Genomic DNA, 26,601 nt, shown 5'->3' on the forward strand with positions numbered 1-26,601 from the left:
GGCCATGCCTAGGGGCGCGGGTAGCGGAATTCCACGTTCTCGCCGTCGCGGATCTCCGCCGACGGCTTGCCCGTGACCTCCAGGTCGATGGTCAGCACGTTGCCGTCGCCGGCGACTTCGTAGGTGATGCGCTCGTTGGCGATGGCCGTGACCGTGGCCTTCGCCCGGTGCAGCCACGGGTGGCGGCGCCGCAGCGCGATGAGCTGCTGATAGGCGTTGTGCACCCATGCGCCCAGGCCGGACAGCTCGTCCGGCGTCGCCGGGAAGGCGGGGCGGACCTGATCGTCGCCGCCGAAGCGCTCCTCCTTGACGCCGGAGTATCCCTGCTCGTCGCCGTAGTAGATCAGCGGGATGCCGCCGACGGTCATGAGCACCACCAGCGCCAGCACCGTCTTGTCCTGGCCCACCTGGGAGGCGATCCGGGTGACGTCGTGGTTGCCGATGAACGTCACCGGCACGAACGAGCCGAGGAACTCGTCATGGCGGCCGAGCGTCCACTCCAGCTCGTAGAAGTTGTGCTCCTTCAGCGCCGACCACGTCGCCTTCCACAGCTCGTACTCCGTCACCGAGTCCATGGTCGACCGCGACACGATGTCCACGTAGTCGCCGTGGATCACCTCGCCGTAGATGAACGCGTGCGGGAAGTCCGCGCGCACCGAGGCGAGCACGCCGGACCAGAAATCCGGGTCGACCGCGTAGGCCGCATCGAGGCGCCAGCCGTCGACGCCGCGCTCGAGCCAGTGGCGCATGACCGACTCGATGAACTGCGCCGTCTCCGGGGCGCGATGGTCGAATTCGACCAGATCCAGGTTTCCCTCGAAGCACGGGGCGGAGGGCTGTTCGCCTGAACGGTCGACGTCGAAAAGCTTCGCGGCGTCCGAATCGGGATCGTCGAGCGCCTCGCGGAACATCGGCGCCTGCGAGGACAGGTGGTTGAACACGCCGTCGAGGAGCACCTTGATGCCGCGCTCGTGGGCGGCGGCGATGAGGCGGTCGAACGCGGCGTCATCGCCCAGGCGCTCATCGATGCGGAAGTAATCGAGGGTGTCGTACCCGTGCGTCGCCGACTCGAAGACCGGGCCGAGCTGCAGCACGTTGAGCCCCAGCTCCTGCACGTAATCGAGCCACCCGGTCAGATGATCCAGGCGGGCGGTGCCCGGCGCGGGCTCGATCGCCGCGGTGGAATCGTCGCCGTGGACGGGGGCGCCGGTGAAGCCCAGCGGGTACACGTGCCAGCCGATCGCGTGCTCGAGCCAGTCGGGCGCGGTGTGGGAATCGCTCATGCTCCCACGTTTACCATCACCGCCGCCATCGGCGTCCCGGCCCGACCGGCCCGCTCACTCCTTGCCGTCGACCGACGCCTCCCACGCCTGGCCCACGGCGTCGTTGGACAGGTGCGGCCGGTGGCCGCCATGCCCCGGGTGCCCGCCGTGCCCCGGGTGGCCCGGGTGGCCGCCATGCCCCGAATGATCCCCGTGCCCGCCCGGCGTCCCGTCGAAGGTCCCGGCGTCGCCGGCGGCCTCGACGACGCGGGCGCGCTCGGCGTCGGTGTAGTCGGAGGCCTCGTGGAATTCGCGGCGGTCGCGCCGCTGCCCCGCCTTCGACTCCGGCACACCCAGCCCCGGGGACGCCGGGCGCGGCGGGATCGACCCGGCCGCGGGCATGGCGCCGGTGTTCTGCGGGCGCTTCGGCGGCCCGGGCAGACCGGGTGCCAGCGCATCGAGGGCGATCTGCACCTCCACCTTCACGCCGGCGCCCATGGCCCTCTCGGCGACGTCGTAACGCGAATTGTGCAGGAAGTACGGCATGCCGTTCTCCGGCCCGCCACCGCCGAGGAACATGTAGCAGCCCGGCACCTCGCGCGAGAAGTAGGAGAAGTCGTCGGACGGCGCCCACGGGTCGGCGTCGAAGACGCGGGCCGGGCCGATCGCGCGGGTGGCGGCGTGCCAGGCGCGGTCGCTGGCCAGGTCGGCGTTGACCACCATCGGGTACGGCGTCTGCCACTCGAAGCCGGCGGTGGCGCCGTGGGCATGGCAGATGCCGTTGACCAGCGATTCGATGCGCCCGCAGATCGACGCCCAATCCCCCTCGTCGACGCTGCGGATGGACACCTCCAGCCACGCCTCGTCGGGGATGACGTTGCCGGCCTCGCCGCCGTGGAGCGAGCCGACGTTGACGATGTTCATGTGCTTCGGGTCGAGATTGCGGCTGACGATGGTGTTGAGCATGACCGTCACCTCGCTGGCCACGAGCACCGGGTCGACGGACAGCTGCGGGTTCGACGAGTGCCCGCCGCGGCCGCGGATGGAGATGGACACGATGCCCGACATCGTGGACACCCGCCCGCGGCAGATGCCCACGTGCCCGATGGGGTGCGGGGCGACGTGGAAGGCATAGACCTCGTCGAGGTCGTCGGCGGCGCCATGGGCGACGAGTTCACGCGCGCCGCCGGGCAGCATTTCCTCGGCGTGCTGGAACATGAGCTTGACCCGCCCGTGGAGCCGGTCGCGCATGTCCTGAAGGATCCGTGCGGTGCCGAGCAGCATGGCGGTGTGCACGTCGTGGCCGCAGGCGTGCATGACGCCGGAGTTCTGCGACGCGAAGTGCAGCCCCGTCTCCTCCTTGATGGGCAGGGCGTCGATGTCGGCGCGGTAGCCGATCGTGCGGCCGGTCGCGGGGTCGCCGGCGGTGCCGGTGATCGTGCCCACCACGGACGTCGGCGTCAGCCGGCCGGTCTCGATGCCCCACTCCTCCAGCAGCCCCTCGATGAAGTCGGCCGTCCCGTATTCCTGGAAGCTCAGTTCGGGGTTCTTGTGGATGTGCCTGCGCCAGTCGATGATCTCGCTCAGCGGCACGTCGAAGGCCGCGGCGGGCCCGGCGCCGGGTTCGGCGGTGGGGTCGAAGGCCATTCCTTCGTGGGTGCGGGGGTCCGACATGGTGCGGGTCCTTCGTCTGCTGGCTGGTTGTGCGGGCTGGGGCTTGTGCTTGACGACGGCCACCGTGGACCGTCATCGCCGTGCCACCGAGACTATTCGGCGGCGAACCGGGCGTGCCACCAACTCACGGGATCCTGTGGCGGTGTCCGGGGTCGAAGAGGCCGGGTCAGGCGCCGGCCCAGTAGGCGCCGATGACGCGGGCGAGCCACCACGGATCCTTCACGCCGCACATTTCGCGCGGCGAGTGCATGGACAGCATCGCGGCGCCGACGTCGACGGTGGGGATGCCCAGCCGCGTCGCGGTGATCGGACCGATCGTCGAGCCGCACGGCTTCTGGTTGGACGAGACGAAGTACTGCACGGGGATCGTCTCCCCCGTCGCCCTCGAGGCCGCCTTGGTGACCCGCTCGAACATCGACTGGCCGACGGCGTCGGTGGCGTAGCGCTGGTTGGCGTTGATCTTGAGCACGGGGCCGGCGTCGAGCAGCGGCCAATGCCCCGGCTCGTGCTCGCCGGCGTAGTTCGGGTGGACGGCGTGGGCGCCGTCGGCGGAGATGCACGTCGAGCGGCGGTAGATGCGCTGCACGCCGTCCTCGTCGGCGCCGGCGGCCGCGGCGATGCGGCGCAGGACGTCCTCGAGAAGCGGGCCGGCCGCGCCCGTCGTCGACGCCGACCCGACCTCCTCGTGGTCGAAGGCGACGAACACCGGGATGTCGGCCGTGGTTGCGGAGGCGGCGGAGGGGCCGTCGTGAAGCATCTGCTCGAAAGCCACCAGCGACGCGTGGACGCTGAGCAGATTGTCCAGGCGACCGCACGCCAGGAACTCGCCGCCGACGCCGAACGCGCGGGGCGGCTGCGTGTCGCAGGTGATCAGGTCCCACGCGACGACGTCGTCGGCGGACACCTCGCCCGTGACCGATTCGGCGAGCATCCTGGTGAACGCGCGGGCATCCCCCGAATAGCCGATCACCGGGGTCGTGTGCAGCTGCTTGTCCAGCTTCAGGCCCTGGTCGTTGACCCCGCGGTTGAGGTGGATGGCCAGCTGCGGAATGCGCGCGACCGGCCCCGTGCGGGCCAAGTGCGAGCGGCCATCGCGCGTGACGACGCGACCCGCGAACTCGATCTCCCGATCCGTCCACGCGCCGATGAGCGGACCGCCGTACACCTCCACCGCCACCTGCGCATACCCCGCCGCACCCGTATCCGGATTCGGCTTGACGCGGAAGCCCGGCGAATCGGTGTGGGACCCGACGATGCGGAATGCGGCGCTCTCGGCGGCACCCTCGGCTCCGCCATCCTTCACGCCGCCATCGGCTCCGGGCACCGCCCACGCCACGACCGCTCCCCCGCGGACCAGCACATATGCGCCCGGTGCGGAGGGCCAGGCGTCGGTTTCCTCGATACGAGTCGCGCCGGCGGCCTCCAGGCGCCGCGCCACCTCCGCCGCCGCGTGATACGAACTCGGCGACGCCACCACGAAATCCATCAAATCCGCCAGATGCTCCCCGGCGGACCCCCACGCGTCACGGGGAGAAGGAGGGGTGGAGGTGGAGGAGGAGTCGTCGTCAAGCGAAAAAGCAGTCATGCACCCATCATGGCCCAACCCGACCAATCCCGGCACGACCCCACCACAACCCCGATACCATGGCCCACCATGGGACAACGCGCGCGCGACACCTCCGCAACCGACGGCGATCGCCGCGCCGGCGGCTGGACGGAAGACGCCGCGCCCCACCGCATCGACGCCGGCGACGTCGCCCTCGTGCTCGAAGGCGGCGGCATGCGCAACTCCTACACCGCCCCGTGCATCGAGGTGCTGCTGCGCCACGGCGTCGACGTCGGCTGGGTCGGCGGCATCTCCGCCGGCGCGACGCTGACCGCCAACTACCTCTCCGGCAGCATCCCCCGCGCGAGGTCGACGTTCACCAGCATGACCGACACCCCCGAGTTCGGCGGCTGGGGCAGCTTCCTGCGCGGGCGCGGCTACTTCAACGCCGAGTGGATCTACGAGAAGTCGCCGATGGTCCACACCGCCGGCGTCGACCCCTACCCCTTCGAGCACTTCCTCGCGTCACCGGCGCAGATGCGCATCGGCGCCATCCGCGCCGACACCGGCGACAACGTCTACTGGGGCCGCGACGACGTCGACTCGCTGCAGACGCTGATGAAGTACGTGCGCGCATCGTCGACCCTGCCCGGTTTCATGGTGCCGCCCGTCATCGACGGCGTGCGCTACGTCGACGGGGCGCTCGGCCCATCCGGCGGGATCCCGCTGCAGATCGCGGAGGACGATGGGTTCGACAAGTTCCTGGTGATCATGAGCCGCGAACGGTCCTACGTGAAACCCAAGGTCAGCCGCCCCGCGATGATGCGGCGCATCTTCCGGCGGACGCCGGCGGTGGCCGAGGCGATCATCAAGCGCCCCGAGCGCTACAACGCCACCCGCGCCCGCCTTTTCGAGCTCGAGCGCCAGGGCAAGGCCGTCCTTTTCTTCCCCGACGAGATAAAGATGTCCAACCGCGAGCGCGACCTGGCCAAACTCACCGCCGCCTATGAGACCGGGCTCAAGCAGGCCGAGCGCGAGTGGCCGCTGTGGGCGGAGTTCTTCGGCGCCGCGTAGCCCGGCACCCGCCAACGCCGCTACGGGCCGCACGGCGCACCCCGTATTTCGGGCCGTTTGAGGGTGCGGTGGGCGTCGTCAAGCGAGGAATTCAATCTCATCCCGTAGGCGGGAGAAATTCGGGACACGCACGGGATGAACTTGAAGAATCGGGGCCACGAAACTTCAAGTTCATCCCGTGGGCGGGGCCGTGGACGCGGACGTACGGGATGGAATTGAATTGGTGGGGGCGGACCACGCTTTTCGACGACCCCTCTCGAGCGGCCCACAACTGCTGGACAACACCGATACACCCGCGCCACACCCGTCACAGGGGTGGGGCCAAAGTTTTCCGTGACAACTCCCGGGGAAGCGACTAGCTTCACTCGGGAGAGATGGAATCGTTACCGTTCCGTTGTGAAACGTATTGCGCAGAACACACGATGAACAAGAAGAGACCGTCGTCACATCTCGCCGCAGCACCGCCCGCCCGAAACCTGCACCAGCCCCCGCACAGATCCAGCGAGGATCGCTCCACCACTCAGAGCCGATTCCCAGCCGATCAGAATGGTCCGCCCATGATGCACTCGACGAACGCCCCCACCCCCGGCACCGTCCTGCGCGCGCGTTTCCTCGCCCCGCTGGGCCTGGACGCCGCGCAGCTCGCCGCCGCGACCGGACTGTCCGCCGCGATCATCGAGGGCATTCTCGCCGGCACCGTCCACGTCGACGATGAAATCGCCGCGTGCCTGGGCGACTTCCTGGGCACCGACGCCCGCTTCTGGCTGGAGCTCCAGCGCCACGCCGGCCACGGCCTACTCACCGCATAGCCTGCGGACCTGCCGAACCCGCTCACCGCATAGCCCGCCCACCGCATAGCCGCCTGCGCCGCGGGGCGCCCCGAAACGCCACGTTAAAGGCGTAAACTGGATTCATGCGCGAACTTCCCGAGGGCACCATCACCGACGCCGTCGCCGCCTACCGCGGTTGCGGCCCCGACGAGCCGTTCCCGGCCGGCTCCGATCCCGCTCGCCTGCGGCACCTGTCGTGGGACGTCTGCCGCCTCCATTTCGCGGAGGCGAAGCTGTCCGGCAAGCGCAAGCACCGCGAGCGCAACGGCCTGCACATCGCGGCGTATCTCGCGGCGCAGGGCATGATCCAGGGCGCATCGCCGCTGCTCACGGCCTCCAACGCGGTGGTGTTCGAGTCGGCGGCGGACGTTCTGGCCGACCGTGCGAAGAAGGTCGCCGGCCTCGACGTCGATGATTTCGGCAAGGCCAAGAAGCGCAAGCGCCTGCTCAAGGCCCACGCCGAGCTGTCCGACGTCCTCGTCCCCGACTCCGGCGGCACGGCCACCGCTGCGTCGCGCACGCTGATGGGCGCGTTCGGCTGCGTGCCGGGTTTCGGCGGCAACTTCGCCAAGGCGATGGGCGATCTCGCCGGCGCCGACGTTCCCAACGCCGCCTTCGCCGACCCGACCGACGAGTCGCTGGCGTTCCTGCACCGGTTCTGGTCGGCGCACCGCGATGAAATCGATGAGTTGGCCGAGGGCATCACGGTCGTGGACGTCGCAAAGCGCACCCGCACGGACCTGCCCATCGGGCGCGCGCGGGTGATCGAGATGTTCGCGGACCAGTGGGCGGCGGACCTGTAGCCGAGGTCGCCTGCTTTGCGACGCCCACCTCCTCCCCCTTTGACCGGGTGACCCCGAACGGTGCGCAGGCCATTGATTCCCGCGCCACCACCGGGACTAATGTTGATGCGTCCAACGGTTGGCGCGGCGCATGGCCCGCCACCGACTCATTTCGGCGAATGGATGGTGGCCGGTGAAGCGTGTCGTCGCGACTGCGGTGGCGTTGATGGTGGGCGTCTGCGCATGGGCTCCGGCCGCCGCGGCCGACGCAACAACCACGACCGACGCCGGCACCGACCGCAGCGCCACTACCCCGGTGGCCGGCGGCAGCCCCACCGACTCGATCCCGGTGCCCGTCCTCGAGGACGGTGAGTTCGACTCCGACGCCACCGTGCAGGTCTCGTACGTCCACCTGCCGACCGGCTTCCGGGCGGACTCGGCCAACGCGGGCGAGATCCGGACGTGCCTGTCCATCTGCAAGCTATACATCGCCGATCACGTCTTCCGGGAAGGCGACGAGGACCAGCGCAACCAGGCGACGCAGATGCTGCGGACCTCGGACGATGGCATCACCACCCGCTTGTACCGGGAATTCCCGGAGTCCATCGACGAGGTCGCCGAGCGGTACGACCTCGAGGACACCGACGGCGCGCGGCGGTGGGGCAAATCCCGCACGACCATGCACGATGCCGTGACGTTCCTGGCAGGCAAGGTCGACGACGGTCATGCCGACGATCCTCTGCTCATGGCGTTGGCCACGCCGTCGCCCATCGCGGCCGACGGGTACCGCCAGGATTACGGCACGGACGTGCTGCCGGGCGTCGTCGGCACGAAGTGGGGCTGGGCCAACGACCGCGACGCGATGAACGCCAGCGTCTCCTACGGCCGCGATTTCGTCGTCGGGCTCAGCGTCCTCGATGACGCCGACGCCGCCACCGACATGGCGGAGGAGTTGTTCGAGCCCGCGCCCCGCGGTGAGTTCGTCGTCGAGGATGGCGCGTTGGCTCCGGCCGGCGCGGTCCTGCTCAGCTCCGGCACGGCGTCGGCGGCGGGTGGCTCCTCCAGCTCCGCCGGAGACTGGATCGCCGGCGCGCTGCTTCTGGTCACCGCCGCCGGCATCGCCTGGGTCTTCCGCGGCCGCAAGCGCTGACCGCGGTCCCCGCCGTCCCGGCGGCGCGGGCAATCGAGGTGCGGCGCCGGGCCGTCGTAAAGCGGAGTCACCTAGACTCGGCACCCTGAACCGACGACGAGAAGGGATGCCGCGATGCCGATGGGAATGTGCGCCGAATACCTGCGACTGGGCGACGACGAGGTGGCGCAGCTGCGCGAGCTCGCCGACGCCGGCGATGACCGGGCGACCGGTGAGGTGATTTTCGGGCATTTCGAGGCCATCGGCGACCACGCCGCGTTCGATCTGGACACCGCCTGGGAGGACGTGCTGCTGGCGCTGACCGGCAATCCGCTCGACGGCCAGACCGTCGGCGATCCGCTGGGCGAATCGATCCTCGGCGGCGAGCGCGTGTGCCGCCAGCCGCTGACGTCGGTGCTGGAGCCGGGGCGCGTCGGCGAGATCGCCGACGCCCTGGAGACCGTCGATTTCGATGCGCGGATGAGCGACAACGGCGTCGCCGCCTCGCTTTCCGACGATGGGGCCGCAACCGAACTCCGCCGTAGGTTCTCGCAGCTCACCGAGTTTTACAGGGCCGCCGCCGACGCCGGGTCCGCGATGCTGGTGACCATCGCGTAGGTGCGGGCCGCCACATTGCGACCGGCGCGTCACATGTGGTCGCGGCGGCCCAGGCCCGACGCAACGCGATCCATGAGATCGAGCACGTCGGGCGCACGCCAGGCACGGCGGCGCTTCTCGGCCTGGTAGCCGATGACGATCCCGGCGCTCTCCAAGCGCTCCAGCGAACGCCGCGCCGCGGCCGGCGAGCACCCTGCGACGTCCGCCGCGAACCCGATGTCCATCACCGGTTGGGCGAGCAGCGCATCGACGAGTGCGCCATCGGGCGTCCCGGCCCGCCCCGTCGCCAAGCCATGCCAATCACCCCGGATCGACTCCAGCTCGGCGGCCGCCCACGTGCCCAGTTCCGCGGCCTCAATGGCGGCGCGCGCGAAGAGCTCGACGATGGGTTCGGGACGCCCTTCCCGATACTCGTTCAACGTGTCGAAATACCCGCCGGTGTCCCGCAGCAGCCGCGCGGACAACGGCAGCACTGCGTTGGAGCTCAGCCCGGCATCCGCCAGGACGACGTGAATCAGCGCGCGGCCGGTCCTCCCGTTTCCGTCCGCGAAGGGATGGATGGTCTCGAACTGCGCGTGGGCGATGGCGGCCTTGGCGATCGCCGGCAGGTCGTCCCTTGTCATGAATCGCAGCAGGTCGTCGACGAGGCCCGGGACGTCCGCCGCTTTCGGAGGCACGAACAGCGCGCCCGACGGCCCGAAGTCCGATCCCCCGATCCACACGGCGCCCCGCCTGAAGGTCCCCGCGATGTCGGGCGCGGACGGGCGGAGCAGAACGTCGTGCATCGCGAGCACGCCATCGACGCCGAGGTCGCCGCCGATGGACGCGGCGGCGGCCATCAACTTCGCGTTCGCGACGATCAGGGGCGCATTTCCCTTGATCCGCGGCCCAGGGACGTCGCCGTGCGGCATCCCGAAGAACTCCGCTTCGACGAGCGCCCGCGCCGAAGCCGTCAACCGTTCGATCCTCGACGATGCGGACGACTCGCTGCGCAGCAGCAATGGCGCGAAGGGCACGAGCGCCGACGCGGGCCCGGCATCGAAGCGCGCCACGGCGGCCGATGCCTCCGACAGGCTCGCCGCCAGTTCGGACGAGAGCCGGAACTCCGCGTCGGCGACGGAGGGGACGACCGCGGATTCGTACGACGACGGGACGCGCGCCCGCGCCCTCGCGGACATGGGCACGTCGGGGTTCACCGACCACGGGAGTTTTTCGAAGGTCACGCGCGGCCACGCCACAATTCACCCGCTTTCCGACGGCCGGTCAGTGGCCTAACCGTCACTCGACCCTCACATCGTCGCACTTATGCCCATTAAGTGCAACGAAGGGGCACCGACGTTGCACTTGAGCCCCATAAGTGCAACGTTGGGGCGCTTCAGTGTCAGTTGTCGGGGGTGTCGGCCTTGTCCGTGGCGTCGGCCTTGTTTGTGTTCTGGGTGTCGGCCTTAGTCGACTCGTCCCACGCGGTGGCCAGCGCCTGGCGGAACACGTCGACGGGCTGGGCACCGTTGACGGCGAACTTGCCGTCGAAGACGAAGAACGGCACGCCGGTGATGCCCAGGCCCTGCGCCATGGTCATGTCGTGGCGGACGTCGAGGGCGTACGCGTCGGAGGCGAGCATCTCGGCGACGGCCCCGCCATCCAGGCCGATGGACTCGCCGATCTCGCGGAGGACCCCATGGTCGGAGATCTGGCGGCCGTCGGTGAAGTAGGCCTTCTTCAGGGCCTCGTCGGCCTCATCGTCGAGGTTCTGGTCGGCGGCCATCGCGGCCAGCCGGTGGGCGTCGAAGGTGTTGCCGGACTTCGCCTCGCGCCAGTTGAACTCCAGGCCGACGGTGCGGAAGTTCTCGGCCATCTGATCCTGGGATTCCACGGCCGCCTCGAGGGGCATGCCGTACTTCCGGGCGATCATCTCGGGGATCGTCTCGGTGGACTCGGCGTCGGCGTTCGGGTCGAGCTGGAACGCCCGCCACAGGATCTCCACCTCTGCGTCCGGATGCTCCGTCCGGAACCCCTCGAGTGCCTGTTCCAGGTGCCGCTTGCCGATCCAGCAGAACGGGCAGACCACGTCGGACCAAATATCGATGCGCATGACTGGTGCAACCGCGCACGCGCCCGCGGCATTCCCCACCGCGCCCGGAGCCCCGGAGGGCGGGCTCCTCGGCTCGGGCGGTGGCGTCGCAAAGCAGCCGTACAGCTGCCCTGCCGCTACCGCCCGCGGCGCTCGGACAGCTTGCGCGCGCCGGCGGCGAAGATGGCGCCGGCGACGTTGTGCCACACCGCGGCGACCGCGCCCGGGATGGCGGCTTCGGGCGAGAAGAACTTGCCGGACATGCCCGAGGCCAGGCCAGCCGACTGCGTGGCCACCTCGATGGCGGTGGTGCGGCAGGCCTCCGGCGGCAGCTTGAACACGCGCGCGGACAGGTAGCCGAAGATGTAGCCGAACAGGTTGTGCAGGATGACCGCGGCGAAGACGAGCAGGCCGACGGTCTTCAGGGTTTCGGCGGACTTGGCCACCGCGGGGAAGACCACGGCGCCGATGCCGAGGATCGACAGCCACGGCAGAATCGGCAGCAGCTTGTCCACGATCCTGTCGAACACCACGCGGATGACCAGGCCGCCGACGACCGGGATGAGCACCGTCTGCGCCAGCGTCCAGGCGATGCCGCCGCCGTCGACCGGGGTCTCCTGGCCGGCGAGCAGCAGCATGATGATCGGCGTGACGATCGGCGACAGCAGCGTCGACACCGACGTCATGGCCACCGACAGTGCGACGTCGCCCTTGGCCAGGTAGGCCACGACGTTCGACGCCGTGCCACCGGGCACCGAGCCGAGCATGAGCAGGCCGATGGCCAGCATCGGGTTGAGGCCGAGCATCTTCGACACGGCCACGGCGGCCAGCGGCATGATCACGAACTGCGCGACGACGCCGATGGCGATGGGCCACGGCCGGCGGGCGACGAGCTTGAGGTCCGGGATGGTCAGCGTCAGGCCCATGCAGAACATGATCACCATCAGGGCGTACGTGATGTAATCGCCGATGGGGACGAACGGTTCGGGCACGAAGAAGGCGATGATGGCGCCGATGAGGATAAACGCCGGGAAGGCGACGACCGCGATGGCGGCGGAGCGTTCCTCGGCTTTGTTCTCGCGGTGGGCGGTCTCGGTGGTGCCCGCGGGGCCGTGCGGCGGGTCGTGATTGATCATCGTCATGCGCCCACTATATGAGACACATGTCCCATTAGGTGAAATTTCGGGCCGGGCGCCGGTGCCCCCGCACGGACTCGCCACCCCGCCTACGCTCGGCCCCATGACCGACTTCGCCGCCCACCCCGACGCCACGATCCGCGCCGCCCACGCCCTGGCCGCCCGCGCGCACCGCGATGACGTCCGCCCCGGCCCCGGCGGCGCCGACGAGCCGTACCTGCGCCACGTCGAGCGCGTCGCCGAGGTCGTCGAGGCGGTCGGCGGCGGGCCGGACATGGTTGCGGCGGCTTTGCTTCACGACGTCGCCGAGGACCACCCCGAACTCTGGGATAGGGAGCGGAGTGGGATGCGGGAGGACGTCGTCAAGCATGTCGAAGCCGTGACCAGGCGGGACGGGGAGAGCTACCCGGAGTTCGTGGAGCGTGCCGCGGCCGGCGAGGAGTCGCGGGCGATCAAGCTCGCCGACGTGCGGGACAACCACGGCAGCCTGGGCAACCTGCCCACCGGCACCGATGGCGAACGCGCCCGCGTGGAGAAGCTGCGGGCGCGGTACGGAGCGGCGCTGGAGAGGTTGGAGGAGCCGGAGAAGTAGGGGCGGCCCGAGTAGGAGCGGCCGGCGGGCCCTAATCCCCCAGCTTCCCGGACAGGCGCTCCAGGCGGTCGAGGCTCTGGCCGTCGAGGCCGACGACGGTGAGGCGCTTGCCCTTGGCCTCGTACTTGGTGCGGATGGCGTCGAGGGTGGCCACGGTCGAGGAGTCCCACACATCGGCCTCGGTGAGGTCGAGGATGACGTGGTCGGGGTCGCCGGCATAGTCGAACTGGTAGACCAGGTCATTGCTGGAGGCGAAGAAGAGCTGGCCGCGGATGCGGTAGCGGCGGGCGTCGACGGTGCCGTCGCCATCGACATCGGACTCGGCGACCTTCTCGACGCCCACCATGTGCGCCACGCGGCGGGCGAACATGATCATCGCCGTGACCACGCCGAGGATGACGCCGATGGCCAGATTGTGGGTGATCACGGTCGCGGCGACGGTGACCACCATGACGGTGGTCTCGCTCAGCGGCATGATCCGCAGCGTGCGCGGATGGACCGAGTGCCAGTCCATGGTGCCCACCGACACCATCACCATCACGGCGACCAGCGCGGCCATGGGGATCAGGCCGACGATGTCGCCCAGCGAGACGACGAGGATGAGCAGGAAAATGCCGGCCAGCAGCGTGGACAGGCGGGTGCGGGCGCCGGCCTCGCGGACGCCGATCATGGTCTGGCCGATCATCGCGCAGCCGCCCATGCCGCCGAACAGGCCGCCGACCAGGTTCGCGGCGCCCTGGCCCCACGACTCGCGGGTCTTGTCGGAGTGGACCTCGGTGATGTCGTCGACGAGCTTGGCGGTCAGCAGCGACTCCATCAGCCCGACCAGCGCGACGGCGAAGGCGTAGGGCGCGATGATCTGCAGCGTCTCCAGCGTCCACGGCACGTTCGGGATGAGCAGCTCGGGCCACGAATCGGGCAGCTCGCCCTGATCGCCGACGTTGGGCACCTTCCAGCCGGCGGCGACCACGACGATGGAGATGACCAGGATCGCGATGAGCGGCGCGGGCACGACGGTAGTCACCCGCGGGAACAGGACCATGATGGCGATGCCAGCCACCACCAGCGGATACACCAGCCACGGCACGCCGATCAGATGCGGCAGCTGGGCGGTGAAGATGAGGATGGCCAGAGCATTGACGAATCCGACCATCACCTGCCGCGGAATGAACCGCATCAGTTTGGCCACGCCCAACAGCGCCATGATGATCTGCAGCGCACCGGCCAGCAGCACCGTCGCGATGAGGTAGTCGACGCCGTGGTCGCGCACGAGCGGCACGATGACCAGCGCAATCGACCCCGCGGCACCGGAAATCATGGCGGGCCGGCCGCCGGTGAACGCGATGGTCACGGCGACGGCGAAGGACGCGAACAACCCCAGCCGCGGGTCGACGCCGGCGACGATGGAAAACGAGATCGCCTCCGGGATCAGCGCCAGCGCGACGACGAGCCCGCCGAAGACCTCCTTGCGCAGCCGCACCGGCGACGAAAACGCGAAGCGGAACGAGTCCACGACCCCGACCGGTGCGTCGGGTTCGGGTTGGGGCTTTACGACGCGCTGCGCGACGCCACCGCTGTTATTCGACATGAACGGCCTTCCGTGAGAATCGCACCTACTGTATCGGCGGACTCCCCTGAAGGCTTCCACGAGGCCAGCTGTTGATTCACAATCCCCTGACCAGTTCGGCAAGCTCTTCGTCACGGCGATGGCGTAGGCGCGACACCGTCTTGCGGCGTGCGGCGCCCGCAGAAAGATCCAGTGCTTCGTTGACGACCGCCAGCACAGCGTCGACATCGGCAGTGGAATCGGCGTCGCAGAAATCGTCCATACCGGTCGCGTTGAGAAGCTCCGCGGCGCCGTCGAGCCCACTCAATCGCGGGGTCGCCGGTACGACATCGAATTCGTCGCCGAATACGAGCCACACCCGGTCGCCTTCGACGCAACCGAGATCGGCCATGAAACGGGAGATGGTGCCGATGCTGGTCATGGATCTTCCCCACGAAACCCGTTGCTCGCCGAGCCGGCTCGGCATGTGAATGGTCTCCCCAAACTCAAGCCCACAATGCACTGCGACCCCGACGGGGATCTGGGACCCGGAACCACGCAGGTGGTCACGTGTGACGGTGACCAACAGACACCAATTCCCATTCCGCCGGTAGAAGGCCCGCGATTCCTCGGGGGTCGCGCGAACCGTGGGTTTCTCGTCTTCTCCGGCACGGCGGACCCGGCGATCCTCGATGACGAACTCGGGAGTCGACGCGTACGTGAGAATGGAATTCCTCGAGACCCCGAAGCGGTCGGCGTCGGCGTTCAGGTCTTCGATGGAGACGAAGCCGTCCTCAGATTCGTCAATACGGCGATTGATCAGGTCGAAGATCGTCGTCCATTCCTCTTCGCCCCACTCCGCCAGAGCCCAAGTTCCGCGCCCGCAACGAATGATCTCATCTGCCAGGCTCAGCGCGTTTGAGATGGACGTAATGGACCGGTTGCCTAGGGCACGGTGGAGCTCTTCCGTGGTCATTGGCCGGTTGGCCAGGTGCAGCTCAGTCGCCGCACGTTCGGGGATGCTCGCCACACGAGTGAATACTCTCCCGTCCCGAAACTCGAAGGCCGTCGTCTCCCGGAGTCGCAATTCCAGAATCTCAGGATCGATGCCGACGTCGGCGGCTACCTCGCCGACGCACGCGGTGCCGTAATCATCCGCGTGCGCATCAATCGCGGCGAGGATCGCCCCGTCGATGTCACCGACGAGGAACCACCCCTCGTCGATTCGCCAGCCGACCGGGGATTCGGCAGCGGTCGCCGGAAGCACGTCGAGGAGACGCATGCGCGCGGCAGATGGCTCGGCGCCGATCCCGGGCAAGGCACCCAGAAGGTCGCTTTCGGGTATGCACGGTCCGAATCGCAATGGCAGGGCCGCATTGATCAAGTCACAGGCCGGCCCGGCCATTGAGAGGTCTTCGAGCACCTTTTTCTCGATCTGACGGATCCGCTCGCGGGTGACTCCGAATTCCTGTCCCACATCGTCAAGGGTTCGAGTTCCTGCCACCCGTCCCTGGACAATGGCTGCACGACGCAAGTCGCCGATCCCGATTGCCTCATCGATTTCCGCGACGGCGCGGTTGACCACACGATCGGTCGGATCAGCGGCCTCGTCCAGCGCCTCCCGCACCAGCGCCGGCGGAGCACCAAGAGCGTCATCCTCGGCGTCGGTCCCGGTGGCCGATGGCCAGTCGCCGAGCAGCGCCACCCACCCCGCGACGATCTCGTCGGCGTCGAGGGGCCCCACGGCTCGAGCCGCACTGTCCGAATAGAAGTCGTCCGACGTCGGAAACCCACCGTCGAAAAAGTCCGGTGCCTCATCCGACGCGGTCTCGTCGTAAAGCTCCGCGCCCAGCCCCTCCGAAACACCACCATCACCGTCGAGGAGCTCCGCATCGTCGATCGCCTGGAGCACCGTCGCGTAGACGAAGGAGCGGAGCTTCACCCGGCCGACGTGCCGCAGTTCGCGCAGGTCCTCCGCCGATGCCACCAATGGTTCGGGGTACACCTCGAACCAGGTGGCCGTGGTCTTCAGCGTGAGGTCGACACCTTCGGGCCGGGTGGCCGGCTCGAGCACCGGCGACATGGAATGCAAAGGGAGATCCGCACGGAACGTCAGCCACGATTCCACCACCCCGGCGGCATCGGCCTGGGTTTCCGGCACATCGGCCAGCCACGGGAAAATGCGTCCCAAATCCAACACCGCGGCTTCATGGACGATCTCCGGGACGGCGTCAACGACCGGGACGGCGGTGTCCTCCGCGTAGGGCGATGCTGCAGCCTCGACAGCGGCCTCGGTTGGGGCGCCATCAACCGGGGCGGCATCGTCGACCATGTTGTGGAGCAGTTTCGCAAACTCCCGCTCCCCGATCACCGGAACACCCAGTTCACGGGCCTTCTTCGCCTTGCCGGACATCGACGCGACGTCGGCCGCGACCACCACGCGGCTGCGCCCGCAAACGCCACCCACGTCGAGCCCGGCCTCGGTGGCCCGTCGCGCCCACTCCTCGCGCGGGATCGCCATCGCCCCCGTGAACGTGACCCGGTCACCGGGAGCGAGCACCAACTGCAGAGATTCGGCGTCATTGCCGTCATCGTCGGCATCCGATGCTTCGGCTTGGCGACGGACCGTCGTCCACGAACCCAACGGCTCCGCCAACCACACCGCAACTCGAGCCCGCCCGATCGACAATTCATCGGCGATGGTCAGCAAACGCTCGCGTTCCTCGGCGGTGACCACACCGTCGGCCCACGCTTCGATGGACACCTGCCGGAGGTACAGCTCATGCAATTCGTCGACGTCATCGTCGGACAACTCGAGGGCGTGGGCGGTGTCCAGGAGTTGCGCGATTTCATCGTCGTCGAGCCGATCATCGACCATCGCGTCGGCGAGGAGCCCCATGTATTCGTCGGCGGCCCGATCGCCGATGCCCGGCGCCGCGTCGGTGATGCGCCGCATCCACTCGCCGGAATCGGCGTGCTCACCGGTGCTGGTGGAGCGGGTGATGCTCGTGCCATCTTCCTCGTCGGTGAACAGTCCGTCATCCCGGACGAGCAGCGGCACGGTCGACGGAGGCAAGACGGCGAGATCGAAATCGTCGAGATGCAGGGGCCGGGCACCGGAGAGATCATCGGTCATCCACGGCAAAAGGTAAGCGAGCAGGCACGCGGTGGCGTCGGCATCGGCCAGCGCCGTGTGCGCGGCCGCGTTGTCCACGTCGATGCACTCGAGGCATGCCTCCAACTTGTAGGACGGCCCCGGCAAAATCCCCTTCGCCGATCGCATCGTGTCCAGCAGCCAGTCACCGTCGTCGGGAAGCGGCAACCCGATTCGGGCAAACTCGTTGCCCAGGAAGCGCTTCTCGAACGACGCGTTGTGGGCGACCACAACACGCCCGTTGAGAAGATCCGCGAGCCGGAGAGCAATGTCCTCGAATCGCGGGGCCTCGATGAGATCGGACGGGGTGATCCCGTGGACGAAGCCGTTGTCGAAGCCCCGGTCCGGCTGTACCAGCGTCCGCCATCGCTTTTCCACGCGCCCCGCCGCATCGGCCAGCACGACCCCCACCTCGATGATCCGGTCCGAGTTGGAGAAACCGGTGGTCTCCAGATCAATGACGGCGAAAGAGTGGTTGCTCATGCGTGGGCCTCGGCGATTTTCTCGTGAGTGGGCGCGGGCCGCAGAAGACGTGGCCCAACCATCGGTTATATCCGAGCCAGTGGATTGACCTCACGCGAATTGGCCCGGATGGGGGCAGCCATCCCCTATTTCTTCTTCGCCTCCCTGACGCCGGTGCCCGGCCGCCCCTCGCCGCGGGCCTTCTCGTAGTGCTCGATCCACTGCTCCGGCGTGACCTTCTCGCACAGCCGCGCGATGAGGTCGACGGGCACGTGCTCGGGCTTGCGGAAGCGAATGCACGACTTGCCCATGTTCAGCTTCCGGCCGGTGTCGAGCTTCTCGTACTCGGCGACGAACCAGTCCAGCAGTTCATCGTCGGCGTAGACCGCCATGTGGTAGATCGAGATGTACTGCTTCTGGCTGGCGATCGCCAGGAACGGCAGCGGCGTATCGGGAGTGCAGTGGTAGCCGTCGGGATACGTCGACAAAGGCACGACCCAATTGGGCATGCCGTACTGCATTTCCATCTCGAACCCGGGCGGGAGATGCTCGTCGATGGCATCGACGAGGTCGGTCATGACGCCACGGCGGTCGTCGTCAAGCTCTGCCAGGTACTGCTCCACGGTCTTCGCGTCGGATTTCATGAATTCATTGTGCCGCAGAACGCACCGCGCGGGGCCGGGCGCGCGACGTAGAGTCGGGGCATGGGCACCAAGAAGATGGACATCCGGAAGACGTTCGCCGCCAAAGTCGAGGAGTGGAACGGCTTCAGCCTGCCGGCGAAGATCGGCATCATCGCCGCCGTCGTCGCCGAGCTGGCCGCGAAGGTCGGCGTGTGGAGCGACCTGGCCAAGCGCCCCGCCGACAAGGTCCGCGGCCCGAAGTGGCTGTGGGTGGCGCTGAGCTTCATCAACTCCTTCGGCCCCGGCGCGTACTTCGCCATCGGGCGGAAGAAGTAGGGCGCGGGGCCGGGGCGGAATCCGTCCCTGGACTTTCGGGGAGCGCCCGCTAGGGTAGTTGACATGTCACATTCCAGTGCCGCGCCGGCCCACGAGATCCGGATAATCCGCGCCGCCGACCGTTCGACGTGGCGCGATTCGGCGCTGCTGTCGCGGCAGTCCTTCCCCGCCACCGGCAGCTTCGACCTGGAGGGCAACGCGTTCGGGCTGCTCATGGTGCACAACGATGACGTCGTCTCCCCCGGCGAGGGCTTCGACATGCACCAGCACCGCGACGTCGAGCTGGTCACGTGGGTCATCGACGGTCGCCTGCGCCACCGTGACGATGGCGGCATGGAGGGTTCCGCCGCCGGGTCCGAGTCGATCCTGACGCCCGGCATGGCGCAGCGCGTCAGCGCCGGCCGCGGCATCCGCCATTCCGAGCTCAACGCCTCCGGGTACCTCGACGGCAAGACGCTGCGGGTCATCCAGTCGTGGCTGCCACCGGATGCGCCGGGCACCGCGCCATCCCACGACGAGGCCGACCTCAACGACGCGCTCGCCGACGGCACCCTGGCCCCGGTCGCGTCGGGCACGCCGGGCATCGCGCCGCTGACCATCGGCACCTCCGGGGCGACGCTGCGGGTAGGCCGCATTCCCGCCGGCCGCGCGTTCGAGGTCCCGACCACCCGGTTCACGCACTTTTTCGTCGCGTCCGGCTCGGTGTCCCTCGGCGACGAGACGCTTTACGACGGTGACGTCGCCCGCATCACCACCCATTCCCCCGATTCGGCCGGCGGTTCTTCGCCGGCTTCGCCCCTGACCGCGACGGCCATCGACGACACCGAGGTCCTGGTCTGGACCATGGACCGGGGCATCGGCGGCTAGCCACGACAGCCGAAAGATACCTACGTTCCGGCCAGGTACCTACGTTTGAACGTGGGTATCTGGCCGAAACGTAGGTTTCTGCGAGCGGGGTGCTCGGAGCTCGCCGGTGACGCCGCGAATCGTGGCACGACGATGGGCCCGCGCGTACCGTCGGCGGCAATGACTCCCGTTAACCAACCCACGCCCACTCCCACTTCCCCGTCCAACCCCGCCTCCAAGCCCGGCACCTTCCGCTTCGCGGTCGTCGGCATCGGCCAGATCTCGCAGCAGGCGTTCATCCCGGCTCTGCGCAGCCTTCCCGACGTTGAAATCGCCGCGATCGTGACCAGCTCGGAGGCCAAGGCGGAGGCCGTCGTCAAGCGAACCGGAGCCGGTGCCGCGCACGACGCCGACGCGGACGCGCCCGGCCGGGCCATCGCCGACGACGTCGCGGTGTACGGCTACGACCAGTTCGCCGAGCTGCTGGAGCGCGACGACATCGACGGCATCTACGTGGCCACGCCCGTGATGCGCCACCGCGAGTTCGCCGAGCCCGCCCTCGACGCCGGTATCGCCGTGCTGCTGGAGAAGCCGATGGCCGATTCGGTGGAGGACTGCGAGGCGATGATCGCTGCTTCACGACGCTCCGGCGCGGCCCTCATGGTCGCCTACCGCATGCACCAGGACGCGTACATGGTCGAGCTCGCGGACATGGCGGCGCGCGGGACGATCGGCGACATCCGCACGTTCACCTCGGTGTTCGCCCACGACATCGAGGAGAGCAACCACCGCGGGCACTCGGGATTCTGGGGCGGGCCCGTGCCGGACTTCGGCGCCTACCCGCTCAATCTGGTGCGCCACCTCTTCCGCGCCGAGCCGACCAATGTCCACGCGATGGGCGTGTCGTCGCGGGACCGGGACTTCAATTTCCGGGACGGCGTCGGCGTGACGCTGCGCTTCCCCGATGACCGCATCGCCCAGTACACGCTGAACTACAACGCCGCGGACCTGGACACGTTCCAGCTGGTCGGCTCCAAGGGCACGATCACCTCGGACTCCTGCTACGGCTTCGCGCCCGAGCCGCCGCGCAACTGGACGCTGACCAACGGCCAGGGCACGAAGCGCCACGTGGCGGAGTCGGTCGACCAGTTCGCCGGCGAGACCCGCTACTTCATCGACTGCGTCCGCGCCGGCACCCGCCCCGGGCCCGATGGCGAGGAGGGGCTTGCCGACGTGCGCATCTTCATCGCCATCGAGGAGTCCCTGCGCCTGGGCCGCGAGGTCATCCTGCCGCCGCGCCAGTTCGGCCCGGGCCTGAGCCGCGACCAGGTCCGCGCCATCCCGCCGCGCCCGGCCGAGGAGATCCCCGGCGACGACGAGCTCGTCGACCAGACGCCGCAGAACAGGTAGGCCGCGAAGTCGCGGACCCCGCAGAACAGGTAGTCCGCGCGGGCGCGGACCGCCCTACCACCGGCGGCCGCCGCCGCACCCCGCACAGCCCACCCGCCGAGCCCCATTGGAATCCCCTCCAATGGGGTTAACTTCTGTGCCTTTCGCGCCCTGCGTGTTTGAAGCACGCCCAGCCGGGTCTAAGGTTTGCCTCATCTCATGAAGGTTGGGGATAGCAAGTCAGCGCGCTACCCCGAATCCTCACCCCTGACCCCGATCCCCCAGAAAGGTCGTCCCGGTGTTCCTGGCTTCCTTCCTCATCGGCCTGCGCGAAGGCCTCGAGGCCGCGCTCATCGTCGGCATCCTGCTGGCCTACGTTCGCAAGCGCGGCCGCGCCGATGCCGCCGGCAAGATCTGGTGGGGCGTCGGCCTCGCCGTCGCAGGCTCGCTCGCCCTCGGCGCGCTGTTCACGTTTGGCCTGGGCGGGCTCGCCTTCGAGACCCAGGAGTTCATCGGCGGCACGATGTCGCTGGTCGCCGTGGCGATGGTGACGTGGATGGTCTTCTGGATGATGCGCATCGGCGGCGGCCTCAAGCGCGAACTGGAAACCGGCGCCGACGCCGCGCTCGTCGCCGGCGCGTGGGCGGTGTTCTGGATCGCGTTCGTGTCGGTCGCGCGCGAGGGCATCGAGACGACCCTCATGCTGTGGGGCTGGGCGGGCGACCCGGTGGCGCTGCTCGGCGCGCTCGCCGGCATCGCGCTGGCCGCGGCGATGGGCTACGGCCTCTACCGCGGGGCGCTGCGCATCAACCTGGGCACGTTCTTCAACTGGTCGGGGGTGTTCCTGATCATCGTCGCCGCGGGCATCCTCGCCTACGGCATCCATGACCTGCAGGAGGCCGCGTATCTGCCCGGCCCGTTCTCGGGCGACCCGATCGCGCCGACGCATCCGCGCACGGGCGAGGTGCTCACCGGCTTCGCCGCCTACCCGTTCTGGGGCGCGGCGTACCCCTTCGGCTGGGCGTTCAACGTCGAGCATCTCATCGACCCCTCCGGGGCCATCGCGGCGTTCCTCAAGGGCACCGTCGGTTTCGTGCCGCGCATGACGTGGCTCGAAATCACCGCGTGGGCCGCGTACCTGGCCGTCGTCTTCCCCGCTTTCCTGCGCCGGGTCCGTGCCAACAAGGTCGGCACGACCCGGGGACATGAGCGTCACGACGCCGCCACCGGTCCCCCGGTCCGGCCCCAGCCCGCGTCCGCGCAGTAGCTGATCCGGCCGACGTCTCCCCGCGTCCGCCACCCCTCCCGCGGCGCCCGATCCGGTGCGCCGCCCCCAATGAACGGAGTTTCCCCGATGACCCTGCACGTCTCCCGCCGCCGCACCACCGCCGCCGGCGCCCTCGCCGCCACGACCATGATCCTGCTCGCCGGTTGTTCCGGCGCCGGCGATTCCGGCTCCAACGGTTCCAACGGTGCGGCCGGCTCGGACGGCCCCGATGGCGCGATCGAGGTCGTGTCCACCGCCGACGAGTGCACGGTGTCCACCGATTCGGTCGACAGCGGCAACCACACCTTCCATGTGAAGAACGAGGGCGAGAAGATCACCGAGTTCTACGTCCTGGGCTCCGATGGCCTGCGGATCGTCTCGGAGAAGGAGAACATCGCCCCGGGCGCCTCGGCCGACCTGTCGGTCACCCTCTCCCCCGGCGACTACTTCACGGCCTGCAAGCCGGGCCTGCGCGGCGCCAACGTCGGCCAGACCGCCTTCACCGTCACGGGCGAGGCGATCCCGGTCGACGCCAGCGAGCAGGAGCGCTACGACGAGGCGGTGAAGTCGTACGTGGACTTCGTCAAGAACGAGGTCGCGGCGCTGGTGCCGGGCGTGGGCGATTTCGCCGACGCCTACATCGCCGGCGACGACGACCGCGCCCGCGAGCTCTACGCCAACGTCCGCGTGCACTACGAGCGCATCGAGCCGCTGGCGGAGTCGCTGGGCAGCCTCGATCCGCGCATCGACTACCGCGAGGTCGATTACCTCGCCGAGGCCGATCAGCTGGAGGCCGACGACCCGACGTTCACGGAGTGGCTGGGCTTCCACCGCATGGAGAAGGACCTGTGGCAGCCGAAGGAGGACGAGCGCAACGCCGATGGAACGCCCGCCCGCGAGGGGTGGGAGCCGTCGTCGCCGGAGGACCGCAAGCGCATCGGCGAGGCCCTGAAGGCCGACGTGGACAAGCTCTACGACACCGTCCACGCCGACGGGTTCATCGAGGCCCAGGACATCAACATCAGCACCGTGTCCAATGGCGCGATCGGCCTGCTGGAGGAGGTCGCCGTGACCAAGGTGACCGGCGAGGAGAACTGGTGGTCGCACTACGACCTGTGGGATTTCCAGGCCAACCTCCAGGGCTCGCGCATCGCGTATGACCTGGTCCGCCCCATCGCCGAGAGCAAGGGCGAGGAGGGCAAGAAGCTGGTCGAGGACATCGACCGACGCTTCGACGAGCTGCAGGAGCTTCTCGACGAGTACGGCAACCTCGAGGAGGGGTACGTCCTCTATGACACGGTCGACGCCGCCGGGCAGGCCGAGCTGACCCGCAAGATCGATGCCCTGCGCGAGCCGCTGTCCCGGCTCACCGGCACCGTGCTGAGCATTTCGGAGTAGTCGCAGCGATGTGCCCCACCCATGACTCTGCGGCATCGCAGCCGCTCAGCCGCCGCAGGATGCTCGGGATGCTCGGCGCCGGCGGCATCGGTGCCGCAGCCGGCGGTGCCCTCGGCTTCGCCGGCGGCCGCGCCACCGCCGATGGTTCGGCCGATGGTTCCACCGGCGCCGGGGGTTTCTTCGGCGGCGGTAGCCAGTCGGCCTCCGACCCCGGCGAATTGACGTATCCCTTCGATGGCGAGCATCAGGCCGGGATCATCACCCCGGCGCAGGACCGCATGCATTTCGCGGCGTTCGACATGGTGGACGACGCCACCCGGGACGACCTCATCGACCTGCTCGAGCGGTGGACCGCCGCGGCCCGGCGGCTGCCGCTGGGCGGCGAGGTCAGCGCCCGCGGCGCCTTCGGCGGCGGCCCGAACTTCCCGCCCGACGACACCGGCGAGGCCTACGACCTCGGCCCCGCCGGCTTGACGCTGACCTTTGGTTTCGGGCGGACGTTGTTCACGTCGGCGTCGTCAAGCAACGATGCGGAGGGCGGGACGGGCACCGACCGGTTCGGCATCGCCGACCGCATGCCCGCGGACTTCACCGAGCTGCCGGTGATGGCCAACGACTTCCTCATCCCCGAGAAATCCGGCGGTGACCTGTGCATTCAGGCGTGCGCGAATGACCCGCAGGTCGCGTCGCATGCCATCCGCAATCTGACGCGGATGGCGATGGGCGTCGCCGTGCTGAAGTGGTCGCAGATCGGGTTCGGGAGGACGTCGTCGACGTCGCAAAGCCAGAAGACTCCCCGCAACCTGTTCGGGCAGAAGGACGGCACGATGAACCTCAAGGCCGAGGAGCCCGAGCGGCTCGCGGAGCACGTGTGGATCGGCGACGGCGATGGCGACGCGGACGGCGCGTGGGCGGCGGGCGGCACGTACCTGACCGCGCGGCGCATCACCATGACCATCGAGGTGTGGGACAGCCTGCAGCTGGAAGAACAGGAGCGCGTCACCGGCCGCGACAAGGTCCATGGCGCCCCGCTGACCGGCGGCGACGAGTTCGACCAGCCGGACTTTTCGGCCCGCGACAACCGCGGTCTGCCGGTCGTCGACGAGCGCTCGCACGTTTTCCGCGTGCACCCCGACAACAACGGCGGCGTGCGCATGCTGCGCCGCGGCTACAACTTCATCGACGGCAACGACGACCAGGGCCGGCTCGATGCCGGGCTATTCTTCATCGCCTTCACCAGGACCCCGGAGCGGTTCGCGCGCGTGCACCAGAACATGGCGCGCGACGACATGTTCCTCGAGTACCTGAAGACCACCTCGTCTGCCGTCTTCCTCGTCCCGCCCGGCGTCGGCGCGGAGGGCTACGTCGGGCAGGGGCTGTTCGAGGGGTAGGTGGGGCGGGGGTCGGCTGGGCGGGGTGCCCACCTAACCGCACCGAAACAACGCGGCCACACCACCGCCGCCGCGGACCACGAAGGTTAACGCCCGGGTTACCGACGGGAAATCCGGGCCCGGCAACCTCATGGGCATGACGTTGACGCACGAGATCCCCCTGCCCAGGGGCTGGAACCCGGGGGACATCGCCCACGGCAGATGACGGCGCCACGGCCCGCGGCACCGCCGGCGCGCACCCCATGCGCACGGCACGGCACGCGGGTCCTCGCAGCCACACCGATCACGTCATCCACCCGGCGGCACGCCCCGCCGGGCCCCGAGGAGCCGTCAATGACCACCACGATCGCGGGCGCCGACACGCCCCGCACCACCACAGACAACACCGCCGGCAGCGCCCCCGAGCCAGCCGAACCGACCGCCGGGAACCTGCCTCCGCTGCCCCGGAACCTGACCTTCACGCCCGACGACTGGCGCATCCTCGCCGGTTTCTGGCATCCCGTCGCCGTCGCCGCCGACATCGGCGCCGGCCCCACGAGCATCACGCTGCTGGACATGCCGCTGGTGGCCTACCGCGTCGACGGCGAGGTCGTCGTCGCCGATGACCTGTGCCCGCATCGCGGCATGATGCTCAGCCTCGGCGACGCCCAGCCCGACGGCAAGGGCCTGAAGTGCCCGTACCACGGGCTGCGGTTCGGGGCGGGCGGCCGGTGCACGGAGATCCCGGCGCACCCGACCAACCGGATCCCCGCGAAGATGCACCTGCGCGCCTATGGCGCCGTGGAGCGCTACGGCCTGGTGTGGGTGTGCCTGGCCACGCGCGCCGGCGACGACCTGGCCGCCGATCCCGCCATTCCTCCGGTTCCGCATTGGGACGACGCCGGCTTCCAGCAGATCAACTGCCCGCCCATCGACGTCGCCGCGTTCGCGGGCAGGCAGGTGGAGGGCTTCCTCGATGTGGCGCATTTCCCGTTCGTCCACGCCGCGACCTTCGCGGACCCCGACAACACCGAGGTCGAGGCGTACTCCCCGACCCCGACGCCCGATGGTTTCGAGGCGGAGTACCGCTCGACGATGGCCAACATCCCCCACGGCGTCGACGCGGACGTCCCCGAGGGGTTCACGTGGCTGCGGCATTTCCGCCTGCACGTCCCCTTCGTCGCGTCGCTGACGGTGCATTTCCCCGGCGGCGGGATCCTGGCCATGATGAACGCCGCGTGCCCGGTGTCGGCGAAGCGGACCCGGTTGCTCGACGCGCGGTGCCGGAACTTCGACCTGGACCAGCCGGTGTCGGAGGTCCACGAGTTCAACCGCCGCATCTTCGAGGAGGACCGCGCCATGGTCGAGGCGCAGAAGCCCGAGAATCTGCCGCTGGATCCGCGCCTGGAGGTCCACATCCCCGCCGACAAGTCGTCGATCGCGTATCGGCGGGCGCTGCGTTCGGCGGGCCTGTCCGAGTTTTTCACGGCGTGAGG

Annotated in this window: 22 protein-coding genes; 13 read left to right on the forward strand and 9 right to left on the reverse strand. The window is 69.0% G+C overall.

Features of this window, described 5'->3' with window-relative positions; genetic code table 11:
* Positions 1-8: 8 nt before the first annotated feature.
* The 3 genes from ACFWGD_RS02540 to ACFWGD_RS02550 form a co-directional block, all read right to left on the reverse strand.
* Positions 9-1,283 (reverse strand): alpha-amylase family protein, encoded by a 1,275-nt coding sequence (locus tag ACFWGD_RS02540; RefSeq protein ID WP_377776927.1) that lies wholly within the window; start codon positions 1,281-1,283, stop codon positions 9-11.
* Positions 1,284-1,337: 54 nt separating this feature from the next.
* A complete protein-coding gene (locus tag ACFWGD_RS02545) occupies positions 1,338-2,936 on the reverse strand; it encodes a M20 family metallopeptidase (RefSeq protein ID WP_377776928.1) in 1,599 nt (532 codons plus the stop codon).
* Between the two features lie 166 nt (positions 2,937-3,102).
* A complete protein-coding gene (locus ACFWGD_RS02550; RefSeq protein ID WP_377776929.1) occupies positions 3,103-4,521 on the reverse strand; it encodes a M18 family aminopeptidase in 1,419 nt (472 codons plus the stop codon).
* 69 nt (positions 4,522-4,590) lie between these two features.
* Here ACFWGD_RS02550 and ACFWGD_RS02555 point away from each other — a divergent pair, with 69 nt between their 5' ends.
* The 5 genes from ACFWGD_RS02555 to ACFWGD_RS02575 all read left to right on the forward strand — a co-directional run bounded on the left by ACFWGD_RS02555 (position 4,591) and on the right by ACFWGD_RS02575 (position 8,915).
* Positions 4,591-5,556, forward strand: coding sequence for a patatin family protein (locus ACFWGD_RS02555; protein ID WP_377776930.1), 966 nt, complete (start codon positions 4,591-4,593; stop codon positions 5,554-5,556).
* A gap of 557 nt (positions 5,557-6,113) precedes the next feature.
* Positions 6,114-6,365, forward strand: coding sequence for a HigA family addiction module antitoxin (locus ACFWGD_RS02560; protein ID WP_377776931.1), 252 nt, complete (start codon positions 6,114-6,116; stop codon positions 6,363-6,365).
* A 104-nt stretch (positions 6,366-6,469) separates the two neighbouring features.
* A complete protein-coding gene (locus ACFWGD_RS02565; RefSeq protein ID WP_377776932.1) occupies positions 6,470-7,189 on the forward strand; it encodes a hypothetical protein in 720 nt (239 codons plus the stop codon).
* 172 nt (positions 7,190-7,361) lie between these two features.
* Entirely contained in the window at positions 7,362-8,318 is a 957-nt protein-coding gene (locus ACFWGD_RS02570; protein ID WP_377776933.1) for a hypothetical protein, read from the forward strand.
* Positions 8,319-8,432: 114 nt separating this feature from the next.
* Positions 8,433-8,915: a DUF1877 family protein gene (locus tag ACFWGD_RS02575; protein WP_377776934.1), complete on the forward strand. Its 483-nt coding sequence runs from the start codon at positions 8,433-8,435 to the stop codon at positions 8,913-8,915.
* 29 nt (positions 8,916-8,944) lie between these two features.
* On the opposite strand, the gene ACFWGD_RS02580 is transcribed toward ACFWGD_RS02575, so the two are convergent.
* The 3 genes from ACFWGD_RS02580 to ACFWGD_RS02590 form a co-directional block, all read right to left on the reverse strand.
* Entirely contained in the window at positions 8,945-10,138 is a 1,194-nt protein-coding gene (locus tag ACFWGD_RS02580) for a Fic family protein (protein WP_377776935.1), read from the reverse strand.
* Between the two features lie 158 nt (positions 10,139-10,296).
* Positions 10,297-11,007: a DsbA family oxidoreductase gene (locus tag ACFWGD_RS02585; protein ID WP_377776936.1), complete on the reverse strand. Its 711-nt coding sequence runs from the start codon at positions 11,005-11,007 to the stop codon at positions 10,297-10,299.
* 116 nt (positions 11,008-11,123) lie between these two features.
* Complete coding sequence (locus ACFWGD_RS02590) at positions 11,124-12,128, reverse strand: bile acid:sodium symporter family protein (RefSeq protein WP_377776937.1); 1,005 nt, start codon at positions 12,126-12,128, stop codon at positions 11,124-11,126.
* 97 nt (positions 12,129-12,225) lie between these two features.
* Between ACFWGD_RS02590 and ACFWGD_RS02595 the strand changes: the two genes are divergently transcribed.
* Positions 12,226-12,714 carry an HD domain-containing protein gene (locus ACFWGD_RS02595; protein WP_377776938.1) on the forward strand — a complete coding sequence of 163 codons (489 nt, stop codon included), beginning with the start codon at positions 12,226-12,228 and terminating at the stop codon, positions 12,712-12,714.
* 31 nt (positions 12,715-12,745) lie between these two features.
* Here the strand turns inward: ACFWGD_RS02595 and ACFWGD_RS02600 are convergent, their stop codons facing one another.
* The 3 genes from ACFWGD_RS02600 to ACFWGD_RS02610 form a co-directional block, all read right to left on the reverse strand.
* On the reverse strand, positions 12,746-14,302 hold the full coding sequence (locus ACFWGD_RS02600; protein ID WP_377776939.1) for a SulP family inorganic anion transporter: 1,557 nt from the start codon (positions 14,300-14,302) through the stop codon (positions 12,746-12,748).
* A 76-nt stretch (positions 14,303-14,378) separates the two neighbouring features.
* Positions 14,379-17,897, reverse strand: coding sequence for an exonuclease domain-containing protein (locus tag ACFWGD_RS02605; RefSeq protein ID WP_377776940.1), 3,519 nt, complete (start codon positions 17,895-17,897; stop codon positions 14,379-14,381).
* 125 nt (positions 17,898-18,022) lie between these two features.
* Positions 18,023-18,520 carry a DUF1801 domain-containing protein gene (locus tag ACFWGD_RS02610; protein ID WP_377776941.1) on the reverse strand — a complete coding sequence of 166 codons (498 nt, stop codon included), beginning with the start codon at positions 18,518-18,520 and terminating at the stop codon, positions 18,023-18,025.
* 60 nt (positions 18,521-18,580) lie between these two features.
* Here ACFWGD_RS02610 and ACFWGD_RS02615 point away from each other — a divergent pair, with 60 nt between their 5' ends.
* From ACFWGD_RS02615 to ACFWGD_RS02645, 7 genes are all read left to right on the forward strand, one after another.
* The gene (locus ACFWGD_RS02615; RefSeq protein ID WP_377776942.1) at positions 18,581-18,835 is read left to right on the forward strand and encodes a hypothetical protein; all 255 of its coding nucleotides are present in this window, start codon (positions 18,581-18,583) and stop codon (positions 18,833-18,835) included.
* A gap of 63 nt (positions 18,836-18,898) precedes the next feature.
* Positions 18,899-19,702 (forward strand): pirin family protein, encoded by an 804-nt coding sequence (locus tag ACFWGD_RS02620; protein ID WP_377776943.1) that lies wholly within the window; start codon positions 18,899-18,901, stop codon positions 19,700-19,702.
* 159 nt (positions 19,703-19,861) lie between these two features.
* Complete coding sequence (locus ACFWGD_RS02625) at positions 19,862-21,091, forward strand: Gfo/Idh/MocA family protein (protein WP_377776944.1); 1,230 nt, start codon at positions 19,862-19,864, stop codon at positions 21,089-21,091.
* Between the two features lie 277 nt (positions 21,092-21,368).
* Complete coding sequence (gene efeU, locus ACFWGD_RS02630; RefSeq protein WP_377776945.1) at positions 21,369-22,337, forward strand: iron uptake transporter permease EfeU; 969 nt, start codon at positions 21,369-21,371, stop codon at positions 22,335-22,337.
* Between the two features lie 87 nt (positions 22,338-22,424).
* Positions 22,425-23,735: an iron uptake system protein EfeO gene (gene efeO, locus ACFWGD_RS02635; protein ID WP_377776946.1), complete on the forward strand. Its 1,311-nt coding sequence runs from the start codon at positions 22,425-22,427 to the stop codon at positions 23,733-23,735.
* Positions 23,736-23,743: 8 nt separating this feature from the next.
* Positions 23,744-25,126, forward strand: a complete 1,383-nt coding sequence (locus tag ACFWGD_RS02640; RefSeq protein ID WP_377776947.1) for a Dyp-type peroxidase — start codon at positions 23,744-23,746, stop codon at positions 25,124-25,126.
* Between the two features lie 333 nt (positions 25,127-25,459).
* Positions 25,460-26,599: an aromatic ring-hydroxylating dioxygenase subunit alpha gene (locus ACFWGD_RS02645; RefSeq protein ID WP_377776948.1), complete on the forward strand. Its 1,140-nt coding sequence runs from the start codon at positions 25,460-25,462 to the stop codon at positions 26,597-26,599.
* Positions 26,600-26,601: the final 2 nt, after the last annotated feature.

Source organism: Corynebacterium sp. NPDC060344 (assembly GCF_042725215.1).
In the GTDB taxonomy this organism is placed as follows: Bacteria; Actinomycetota; Actinomycetes; order Mycobacteriales; family Mycobacteriaceae; genus Corynebacterium.

Coding starts and splice junctions, on each gene's coding strand:
- ACFWGD_RS02560 (WP_377776931.1), top strand. CDS start 6,114: ATGATGCACTCGACGAACGCCCCCACCCCCGGCACCGTCCTGCGCGCG.
- ACFWGD_RS02600 (WP_377776939.1), bottom strand. CDS start 14,302: ATGTCGAATAACAGCGGTGGCGTCGCGCAGCGCGTCGTAAAGCCCCAA.
- ACFWGD_RS02595 (WP_377776938.1), top strand. CDS start 12,226: ATGACCGACTTCGCCGCCCACCCCGACGCCACGATCCGCGCCGCCCAC.
- ACFWGD_RS02615 (WP_377776942.1), top strand. CDS start 18,581: ATGGGCACCAAGAAGATGGACATCCGGAAGACGTTCGCCGCCAAAGTC.
- ACFWGD_RS02610 (WP_377776941.1), bottom strand. CDS start 18,520: ATGAAATCCGACGCGAAGACCGTGGAGCAGTACCTGGCAGAGCTTGAC.
- ACFWGD_RS02640 (WP_377776947.1), top strand. CDS start 23,744: ATGTGCCCCACCCATGACTCTGCGGCATCGCAGCCGCTCAGCCGCCGC.
- ACFWGD_RS02625 (WP_377776944.1), top strand. CDS start 19,862: ATGACTCCCGTTAACCAACCCACGCCCACTCCCACTTCCCCGTCCAAC.
- ACFWGD_RS02540 (WP_377776927.1), bottom strand. CDS start 1,283: ATGAGCGATTCCCACACCGCGCCCGACTGGCTCGAGCACGCGATCGGC.
- ACFWGD_RS02585 (WP_377776936.1), bottom strand. CDS start 11,007: ATGCGCATCGATATTTGGTCCGACGTGGTCTGCCCGTTCTGCTGGATC.
- ACFWGD_RS02555 (WP_377776930.1), top strand. CDS start 4,591: ATGGGACAACGCGCGCGCGACACCTCCGCAACCGACGGCGATCGCCGC.
- efeO (WP_377776946.1), top strand. CDS start 22,425: ATGACCCTGCACGTCTCCCGCCGCCGCACCACCGCCGCCGGCGCCCTC.
- ACFWGD_RS02645 (WP_377776948.1), top strand. CDS start 25,460: ATGACCACCACGATCGCGGGCGCCGACACGCCCCGCACCACCACAGAC.
- ACFWGD_RS02550 (WP_377776929.1), bottom strand. CDS start 4,521: ATGACTGCTTTTTCGCTTGACGACGACTCCTCCTCCACCTCCACCCCT.
- ACFWGD_RS02545 (WP_377776928.1), bottom strand. CDS start 2,936: ATGTCGGACCCCCGCACCCACGAAGGAATGGCCTTCGACCCCACCGCC.
- ACFWGD_RS02620 (WP_377776943.1), top strand. CDS start 18,899: ATGTCACATTCCAGTGCCGCGCCGGCCCACGAGATCCGGATAATCCGC.
- ACFWGD_RS02565 (WP_377776932.1), top strand. CDS start 6,470: ATGCGCGAACTTCCCGAGGGCACCATCACCGACGCCGTCGCCGCCTAC.
- ACFWGD_RS02605 (WP_377776940.1), bottom strand. CDS start 17,897: ATGAGCAACCACTCTTTCGCCGTCATTGATCTGGAGACCACCGGTTTC.
- ACFWGD_RS02575 (WP_377776934.1), top strand. CDS start 8,433: ATGCCGATGGGAATGTGCGCCGAATACCTGCGACTGGGCGACGACGAG.
- ACFWGD_RS02590 (WP_377776937.1), bottom strand. CDS start 12,128: ATGACGATGATCAATCACGACCCGCCGCACGGCCCCGCGGGCACCACC.